An 8,868-nucleotide genomic window follows, 5' to 3' on the forward strand; every position below is an offset into this window, starting at 1 on the left:
GTAAATGTATTTTAAATTATACAATACAAATGATGATAATTAAAGACATTGTTATTTTATATATACCACAGGTTTGTGAATGAAAACAAAAAAGATGCACAATGTGCACCCTTTAATTAAGTTTTGCAGTTCCTACTCCCGAACTGAGTGTTATTTTTGTTTTGCCGTCTCCGGAGGTTTCTGTCTGTTCGTCTTTCATGAATTCCTTGATGGATGATTTGTAACCGGGATTTTCCGGAATTTTTACATCTATGTCTCCCACATTTGTTTTGACTGATATAGTGTCAGCCGAGGCAATATCGGAAAAGCTTAAATCGATGTCACCGGTGTTTACAGTGAAATCAGAATTTCTTTGGGCAGATGAGTCTGCCAGGTCTATGTTTCCCACATCGGTCCTCATATTGTAGTATCCGCTGCAGTCTTTGATGCTGATGCTTCCCACATTGCACGACGCTTCAATTGAACCGTCCAATCCGGCTATGTCTATGTCTCCAACATTCAATGAAACTACGGTATCACTGATTCCGGAAGGAAGCAGAACTTCAATGTCTGTGTCGATGCTGGTGCCGTCAGGATAGTAATCTTTTATGCTGGTATCAACATCAATTGAAGATCCGTTTTTTTCTGCAGTATACGAGTAGCTGTCTGCAATTTCCTTAGATTTTTCCTTTGAACTTGACTTGACCCTCACTGTTATGTTGACAACAGCTTCTGCCGAATCATGAGTCTTTACATTTATTTTTCCTACGGCACTGCTAACCGTTAATCTGCTGATTCCTTCCGCATCAAATGTGTGCGTTTCGTACCGTTCATACCCTTCTTTTCCTACAGTGTCAATGATTTTCTCCGTTATTTTGTCTGAAACTTCCTTAACTGCGTTCTCGTCAACCTTGAGATCGGCTGTGCAGCCTGCTGTAAGTGCTATGGCTGCAGTTAAAATCAATATAACTGATTTTTTCATATTTCTACCTCTAAGATTATAGATTAATTTTCTTTTCCAGAAGATATCCGGAACCGATTGTGAGTGCTATGCTTTGAATAATTGAAACTGCAATCACAGGAAACACCATTACTGCCAGTTCCGACGGCGATATTCCTGCAGCGTTCATGCTGGAACCGTAATACGGAGAAACGAGGGAGTATATTTTTTCGGATGAATATGTCAGAGCCCAGTTTAAGGCTATAAATATAATGAAACTCAGCAGACCGCCGAACCTGATTTCCGAGAAAATGCTTTTTCTGATGGTCATGGCAGTGTATACGGTCACTATGAAGCCTATGACAAATACCAGAGCCGCAAAAAGGAATATGAATATGTGGCCCAGGTTTATACCTATGTTTCCTGAAAGAAGAATGTTTATGTCTTCCATTATTTCGGAGAAGTCAATGAACCGCCTAGTCTGGTAGACCATGACTGCTCCGTTAATGAGTATGAAGACAAAGTATAAAAGCAGTATTCCCAGACCTTCCAGAACTGCAGCAGCCAGCTTTGATACGATTATTTTGTAACCGCTGTTGGGTGTCATGAAAAGCATGTATCCGGATTTCTTGTTGAGGTCATCGCTGTACATCCTAATGACATCGCTAACGTACATTACAGCCAGCACCATTGGAAACAGCATCAGGAATGAAGCACTGCCGGCTGCTCCTCTTGTCATGAGAAAGAGGTTGAGAGCAGCGGCGCTTACAACCGTTATTGCAATAAGTTTGTATTTTCTTAGAAATTCATATTTTATGAGCTTAAGCATTCTTGTATACCTCCTTGTATATGCCTTCAACAGATGTACCTCTTTCGAGCCTCAACTCTTCGGCGTCGCCGAAAAGTTCCACCTTTCCGTCTTTCAGAAACACCACAGAGTCAAGTATCTTTTCAATTTCACTCACCAGGTGGGTTGAAATGATGAATGTCTTGTTTTCATCATAGGCTCTTGTTATAAGATCCATTATGGCATCCCTTGATATTACATCCACACCGTTCAACGGTTCATCCAGCATGTAAAGGCTGGCATCCCTTGAAAGAGCAAGGGCAACCTTAAGCTTTCCGGTCAGTCCTGATGAAAGCTTAGATATTCTGAATTCAGGATCTACATTTATTTCATTAAGGATGTTCATGGCGTAATCCGCTTTGAAATCACTGTACATATCGCTGTAAAACTTCACCGCATGCTTTACCTTGAATGAATCATACAAAAAGTTTTCCGTGGGCATGTAAGATATGTGGGCCTTTGATTCAAAGTTCAGTGCACTGCCATTAATTGACACGTTTCCTGAAGTCTGTTTGTGAAGCTGTGCAACGACCTTCATGAATGTTGTTTTTCCGCTTCCGTTAGGTCCCAACAGGCCATAGATTTTTCCTCTCTCGAAGGATAAGGTCACGTCTTCGAGGGCTGTTTTGTTGTAGTACTTCTTCGTTAGATTCTCCACCTTGAGTATTTCTTTTAAATCATTCATATTGATTCCCCTTCATTCTTTTCCATTTCTATAAAATTGATCATATCTGTCTTGGTATAACCAATGAGTTTCATTCCTTTTATGAAATCCTCTATCTGTTTCTTGGCCATTTCCAGCCTTAACCGGTCTATCCTTTCCAACGATTCTGTTATGAAAGTTCCCAGGCCTCTTTTGGTGAAAAGGATCTCGTCTGCTTCCATTTCCTTGTAGACTCTTGCTACCGTGTTGAAGTTGATTCCAAGCAGTGTTGAAAGTTCTCTCGACGAAAGCATTTTTTCCCCTGGCTTAAGCTTTCCTGTGACAATATCCTGTTTAAGCTTTTCTATTACTTGCAGGTATATTGGAATATTATTGTTAAATTCCATCATCGCACCGCCTTAATGTATTAGTATCATAGTTACATAGTATACTCGTTATGTAAAAATGTCAACATGTAAAAATGTTAAATAAATGAAACAATCATATATGTATTGTAATATTTGACTAATCATTTAATCTTGACACTACCATTATAATGATATATACTTCAAACAAATATTCGCAGCGGTAAGGCTAAGGCTTACAACTCTCGTCTTGCAACAGATGAGAGCTTTTTTGCATAGTAGGAGGAACAATTTTCTACTTAGTCAATCTTGATCTGAACATAGGATAGGAGCGAATATCTGTAAGATTTAACTGTTCGGAAAATGCAGGTTTTCCGGGTTTTCATGTTTATACATATTTATATATTTGGAGGGTTATATGCACAAGAAATTATTTATCCCCGGACCAATCGAAGTGAGAGAGGATGTACTTGAAAAAATGTCTGCTCCAATGATAGGTCACAGGAGTAAGGATGCGTCAAAGCTTCAAAAAGACATATCAGATAAGCTTAGAAAAGTATTTTATACCGAAAATGAAATATTGCTTTCAACATCCTCAGGCAGCGGTCTCATGGAAGGTGCCGTAAGGTGCTGTACTAAGAAAAAGGCTGCTGTGTTTTCCATAGGCTCCTTCGGGGACAGGTGGCACGAGATGGCAGTTTCAAACGGTGTGGAGGCAGATTTGTTCAAGTCTGAGCCCGGAAACATAACGACTCCCCAAATGGTTGAAGAAGCCTTGTCAACAGGAGAATACGACCTTGTAACCATAACGCATAATGAAACGTCAACAGGAGTAATGAATCCAATCGAGGAAATCAGCAAGGTAATGAAGAAATATCCTGATATTATATTCTGCGTGGACACCGTGAGTTCTGCCGGAGGAACAAAAATAGAGGTTGACAGACTGGATATCGACATATGCATAACTTCATCACAGAAGGCTCTGGGACTACCTCCGGGACTAGCAATCTGCACCATATCCGACAGGGCTGTGGAAAAAGCAAGAACTGTTAAAAACAGGGGATTATATTTTGACCTAGTTCAGCTTTATGATACGGTGAAGAAAAAAGATTACCAGTATCCGTCAACTCCAAACCTTTCACTTATGTTTGCGCTGGACTACCAGCTTGACCGCATATTGGACGAAGGCCTGGACAACAGATTTGCAAGGCATCAGGAAATGGCATCATACACAAGGGAATGGGCAAAGAAAAACTTTGAACTTTTTCCTGAGGAAGAGCATGCTTCAGTTACGCTCACTACCGTGAAAAACACAAGGGGAATAAGCGTCAAGGATCTGAACACAGAGCTTGGTAAAAGAGGCTATGCAATTTCAAACGGTTATGGAAGTTTGAAGGAGAAGACATTCAGAATTGCGCACATGGCTGATTTGACTATGGGTGACGTTAAAGACCTTCTTTCCTCCATTGACGACATATTATCCATTTCTTGACGAAAAGTGTTTTTTGCAGTAATATATTCAGGGAGAATGGGAGAAATTAATGTACGATTTAAACAGTATCAGCGGCTGCTTGAATACAAAGATAATCGGTCAGACTGTGATTCAATATGACAACCTGACCTCAACTTATGCAAAGGCAAAAAACATATGCGGCACATGCCCAGATGGGACGGTTGTTTTATCTGAAAACCAGTCCAAATGCACCCTGAGATTTGGCAATCGGTGGATATGCAGCGAAGACAAAAATATATATATGAGTATAATTTTAAAGCCTTCTGTAAATAATCTCATAACGTCTAAATTTGATTTGGTGGGATGCTCTTCTGTATGTGAAGGGATTTATGAAGCATGCGGTCTGGAATGTAAAATCAAGTGGCCCAACGACATCGTGGTAAACGACAGGAAGCTTGCATCAATCAACTGCGAATTCATAGGAAAAAGCAGTGAACCATCCGGAATAATCGTATCTGTGTGCATCAATGCAAACATGGAAGAAGAAGAAACGGAAAAAATATATGAAGAAATAAAAAAACCCGCAACATCCATTAAGCTGGCTGCAGGTGAAGCGGTGGACAGGGAAGCCCTCATTGCCGGGATATTGAACAGCATGGAAAAACACTATGAGGAGTTTCTGACCAAAAGCACAGTTTCAAATGCCGTATTGTTCTGCATCATGAAGTCTGCGCTGCTGAACAGAAGAATCAAGGCGGCCAAGCGGGGTAAAAAGACTTTAAGAAGCCTTTTGGTTAAAACCGTAGACCATGACGGATGTCTTGTTGTAACGGATGAAAAAGGAAACGAAGAGATACTCGGTTCAGGAGAAACGATCATAATTTATGAAGGAAATTCTTAAGATAGGTAACATACAATTAAATACAAATGTTGTGCTTGCACCCATGGCTGGCGTAACGGACCTTACTTACAGAACCATATGCAAGGAAATGGGAGCCGGGCTTGTGTACACAGAAATGGTCAGTGCAAAGGGTTTGTATTACAAGGATATAAAAACCAGGCAGCTGATGAAAATAAATCAGAAGAACAGGCCGGTATCGCTGCAGATTTTTGGAAGCGATCCGGACATAATGGCTTATGTCGTTGAAAATTATATAAATCAAAGGGAAGACATCGACATAATAGATGTGAACATGGGATGCCCTGCGCCTAAGATAGTGAAAAACGGAGACGGAAGTGCTCTTATGAAATCCCCTGTGCTGGCCGGAGAAATAATTAACAAGATAAAGAAGGTTTCAACTAAACCTCTGACGGCGAAAATAAGGGCTGGCTGGGATGCTGACAGCATCAATGCTGTTGAGTTTGCTAAAATACTTGAATTCAACGGAGCAGATATGATTGCTGTGCACGGTCGGACCAGAGAGCAGTTTTACACAGGCAGGGCAGATTACAATATTATAAAGGAAGTGAAACAAAACATACAAATACCCGTCGTAGGCAACGGTGATATATATACCCCACAGGATGCCCTTAAGATGATGGAATTCACAAATTGTGATGCTGTCATGGTAGGAAGGGGAATTTTGGGCAATCCATGGCTAATAATGAACACAGTTAAGGCGCTTGAAGGTAAAAGTGATTTTTACGAACCTTCATTACATGAAAGAATCGAAATGATAAAAAGACATGCAGCAATGCTGGTTCAGGAGCTTGATGAGAAGGTTGCGATCTTGGAAATGCGGAAATTTGCCGCATGGTACCTGAAAGGAATGAAAAACTCTTCAGAGACAAGAAGCAGCATTAACAGGATTACAAAGGCAGACGACCTTTTCAATGTTTTAAATGATTATATGGAGAAACAAATATAATATGATGTAAAATAACAAATCTCTTGACATTATTAAGTTACTTTATTATAATGTTTAAATTAATTAGAAATATTGTCATCGAATTATCATATTATAGTAAAACCATAATAAAATGAATTAAACATCAATGAACAGACATATGTATAATATGTATAATAAAATGCATTAATTTGTAACAAGCAACATTATTAAAAGGAGCAATATTATGAAGAATAATGAAACTTTGATTACAGCAGAGGGATTGGAAGAATTGAAAAACGAGCTTGAGGAACTGAAGCTTGTTAAGAGAAAAGAGATATCGGAAAAAATTAAAGTTGCCTTGGCTTTTGGGGACATCAGTGAAAATGCCGAGTATGACGAAGCTAAAAACGAACAGGCAAACGTTGAGGCGAGAATTGCCAAGCTTGAACAAATGATCAAAAGTGCCAAGGTAATAAAGGAAGCAAAGCAAAAGGGAATAGTAAGCATAGGTTCAAAAGTTAAAATAAAGGATTTGGAATTTGATGAGACAATGGAATACACGATAGTGGGTTCCGCAGAGGCAGATCCTTTCAAAGGAAAAATTTCGAATGTTTCGCCGCTGGGAAAAGCATTACTGGAGAAGAAAATAGGGGACATCATAGAAGTTGCGTCTCCTGCCGGCGATATGATAAAATATGAAATACTAACAGTTTAATAATAAACTTTAGCAAATGATAAGGTGGTGTAAAAATTGAGTGAACAACAAAATTCAGGAGATTTAAGACAGGTAAGGGTTGGAAAATTAAAGGATCTTATAGAAGCCGGAAGGGATCCCTACAAGGTTTCAAAATATGAAGTAACATCCAATTCGAAATACATTAAAGACAACTTTGAAGAGCTTGAAGGCAAGTATGTTTCTATTGCCGGAAGAATCATGTCAAAAAGAGGCCAGGGAAAGGTAGGTTTCTATGATATCCAGGATCATCTGGGAAGGATTCAGATGTTCGTTAAGATGGAAACCATAGGAGAAGAAGAATATAACTGGCTGAAAACTTATGACATAGGAGACATCATAGGTGTCAGGGGCGAAGTTTTCAGAACAAAGACAGGAGAAGTTTCCGTAAGAGCCGAAGAAGTGAAGCTGTTGTCCAAATCTCTGCAGACTCTGCCTGAAAAGTACCACGGACTTAAAGATACTGATTTAAGATACAGACAGAGATATGTTGACCTTATAGTTAATCCTGAAATAAAAGATATATTCCTCATGCGAAACAAGATAGTCAGAGGTATAAGAGAGTACCTTGACGGTGAAGGTTACCTGGAGGTTGAAACTCCTATCCTTAGCCCTATAGCTGGCGGAGCCAATGCAAGACCTTTTATAACCCATCACAATACGCTGGATATAGACATGTACATGCGTATTGCCAATGAGCTGTTTTTAAAGAGACTTGTTGTTGGGGGACTTGGCGACGGTGTTTATGAAATGGGCAAGATGTTCAGAAATGAAGGTATGGATGCAAACCATAATCCTGAATATACTGCTATAGAAATATACAAGCCGTATGCAGATTTCAACGACATGATGACCTTGACTGAAAATATAGTTGCGTATGTTGCCATGAAGGCCAGAGGAACTACTAAATTAGAGTTCCAGGGCAAAGAAGTTGACTTCACTCCTCCTTGGAGAAGAGTAAAGATGCAGGATATGGTTAAGGAACATACTGGTATTGACTTTGACCTTATAAATACAGATGAAGAAGCAATTGAAATTGCGAAACAAAAAGGACTGGAAATCAAACCTTTGATGACAAGAGGACATGTTATAAGCGAAATGTTCGAAGAATTCTGCGAAGAACACCTGCAGCAGCCTACATTTGTTACTCATCACCCTGTTGAAATATCTCCTCTTGCTAAGAGAAATGTAGAAGATCCTAGACTTACTGACAGATTTGAAGCATTTGCCAACACATGGGAAATTGCCAATGCATTTTCAGAGTTGAACGATCCTATAGATCAAAGAGAAAGATTTGAAGAGCAGGTAAAACAAAAAGAAGCAGGCGACGATGAAGCCCACATGATGGACAATGACTTCATCAATGCCATTGAAGTAGGCCTCCCGCCAACAGGAGGACTTGGAATAGGTGTTGACAGAGTTATAATGCTTATTACAGGGCAGCCTACAATAAGGGACATCATATTGTTCCCGACAATGAAGCCAATAGACTAGATAGTTCAAGAAATATGACAGAGCAGCGCAGCTGCTCTGTTTTTGTATTTTAAGGGGAAGGATAATTGTTAAATATTGTATGATGATTAGGGGTTGACAAATGACTGCTGCAGTGGTACACTAACAAAGTTGTTCCGCTCAAGGAACATGAAGAAATTGCCAGTTGACATCATGGGTAAATTGATGTAAACTACACAAGCTGTCTCTGAGGGCAGCGGTCGAGAAAAAAGAAAGTTAAAAAAGTTCTTGACAAAACGAAATAAGTTTGATAAACTGTTAAAGCTGTCTCAAACGACAGTGAGTCAAGAAAAAGTAAGTTAAAAAAGTTCTTGACAAGCACTGATAAATGCGATATACTATATAAGCTGTCTCGAAAGAGCAGCGGTCGAGAAAAAAGAAAGTTAAAAAAGTTCTTGACAAGTAAAAGCGAATGTGCTAAACTATTAAAGCTGTCTCAAGTGACGGCAACGAACATAGACAATAAAACAGCATAAGAAACCTTTGAGAGTTCTAAAAAAGAACAAAACAAAAGTAATGAAAAGACAGATAATGCTATGCGTTATCTTGAGCAAGAATATTAAACGA

The 8,868-nt window shown here is 39.3% G+C and carries 9 protein-coding genes; 5 read left to right on the top strand and 4 right to left on the bottom strand.

The features are described 5' to 3' along the window. Positions 1–112: 112 nt before the first annotated feature. The 4 genes from AAGU76_RS16440 to AAGU76_RS16455 are packed head-to-tail and all read right to left on the bottom strand — an operon-like array spanning position 113 to position 2,819. Complete coding sequence (locus AAGU76_RS16440; RefSeq protein ID WP_342486611.1) at positions 113–961, bottom strand: hypothetical protein; 849 nt, start codon at positions 959–961, stop codon at positions 113–115. A 16-nt stretch (positions 962–977) separates the two neighbouring features. Beyond that, positions 978–1,748, bottom strand: a complete 771-nt coding sequence (locus tag AAGU76_RS16445; protein WP_342486612.1) for a hypothetical protein — start codon at positions 1,746–1,748, stop codon at positions 978–980. Continuing rightward, a complete protein-coding gene (locus AAGU76_RS16450; RefSeq protein WP_342486613.1) occupies positions 1,741–2,451 on the bottom strand; it encodes an ABC transporter ATP-binding protein in 711 nt (236 codons plus the stop codon). The genes AAGU76_RS16445 and AAGU76_RS16450 overlap by 8 nt, the downstream gene beginning before the upstream one ends. Beyond that, positions 2,448–2,819: a GntR family transcriptional regulator gene (locus AAGU76_RS16455; protein WP_342486614.1), complete on the bottom strand. Its 372-nt coding sequence runs from the start codon at positions 2,817–2,819 to the stop codon at positions 2,448–2,450. The genes AAGU76_RS16450 and AAGU76_RS16455 overlap by 4 nt, the downstream gene beginning before the upstream one ends. A gap of 373 nt (positions 2,820–3,192) precedes the next feature. On the opposite strand from AAGU76_RS16455, the gene AAGU76_RS16460 reads away from it, so the two are divergent. The 5 genes from AAGU76_RS16460 to lysS all read left to right on the top strand — a co-directional run bounded on the left by AAGU76_RS16460 (position 3,193) and on the right by lysS (position 8,283). Beyond that, entirely contained in the window at positions 3,193–4,266 is a 1,074-nt protein-coding gene (locus tag AAGU76_RS16460) for an alanine--glyoxylate aminotransferase family protein (protein ID WP_342486615.1), read from the top strand. Between the two features lie 49 nt (positions 4,267–4,315). Beyond that, complete coding sequence (locus AAGU76_RS16465; RefSeq protein WP_342486616.1) at positions 4,316–5,128, top strand: biotin--[acetyl-CoA-carboxylase] ligase; 813 nt, start codon at positions 4,316–4,318, stop codon at positions 5,126–5,128. Continuing rightward, entirely contained in the window at positions 5,112–6,095 is a 984-nt protein-coding gene (gene dusB / locus AAGU76_RS16470; RefSeq protein WP_342486617.1) for a tRNA dihydrouridine synthase DusB, read from the top strand. The genes AAGU76_RS16465 and dusB overlap by 17 nt, the downstream gene beginning before the upstream one ends. 205 nt (positions 6,096–6,300) lie before the next feature. Beyond that, entirely contained in the window at positions 6,301–6,771 is a 471-nt protein-coding gene (gene greA / locus AAGU76_RS16475; protein WP_342486618.1) for a transcription elongation factor GreA, read from the top strand. A 36-nt stretch (positions 6,772–6,807) separates the two neighbouring features. Next, complete coding sequence (gene lysS / locus AAGU76_RS16480) at positions 6,808–8,283, top strand: lysine--tRNA ligase (protein WP_342486619.1); 1,476 nt, start codon at positions 6,808–6,810, stop codon at positions 8,281–8,283. The last annotated feature ends 585 nt before the right edge of the window (positions 8,284–8,868 follow it).

The sequence above is a fragment of the Sedimentibacter sp. genome (assembly GCF_038562225.1).
Classification (GTDB): Bacteria; Bacillota; Clostridia; order Tissierellales; family Sedimentibacteraceae; genus Sedimentibacter.

Bases quoted from the DNA above. Each gene is read 5' to 3' on its own strand.
- greA (WP_342486618.1), top strand. From the start codon at position 6,301: ATGAAGAATAATGAAACTTTGATTACAGCAGAGGGATTGGAAGAATTG.
- dusB (WP_342486617.1), top strand. From the start codon at position 5,112: ATGAAGGAAATTCTTAAGATAGGTAACATACAATTAAATACAAATGTT.
- AAGU76_RS16445 (WP_342486612.1), bottom strand. From the start codon at position 1,748: ATGCTTAAGCTCATAAAATATGAATTTCTAAGAAAATACAAACTTATT.
- AAGU76_RS16450 (WP_342486613.1), bottom strand. From the start codon at position 2,451: ATGAATGATTTAAAAGAAATACTCAAGGTGGAGAATCTAACGAAGAAG.
- AAGU76_RS16465 (WP_342486616.1), top strand. From the start codon at position 4,316: ATGTACGATTTAAACAGTATCAGCGGCTGCTTGAATACAAAGATAATC.
- AAGU76_RS16460 (WP_342486615.1), top strand. From the start codon at position 3,193: ATGCACAAGAAATTATTTATCCCCGGACCAATCGAAGTGAGAGAGGAT.
- AAGU76_RS16440 (WP_342486611.1), bottom strand. From the start codon at position 961: ATGAAAAAATCAGTTATATTGATTTTAACTGCAGCCATAGCACTTACA.
- AAGU76_RS16455 (WP_342486614.1), bottom strand. From the start codon at position 2,819: ATGATGGAATTTAACAATAATATTCCAATATACCTGCAAGTAATAGAA.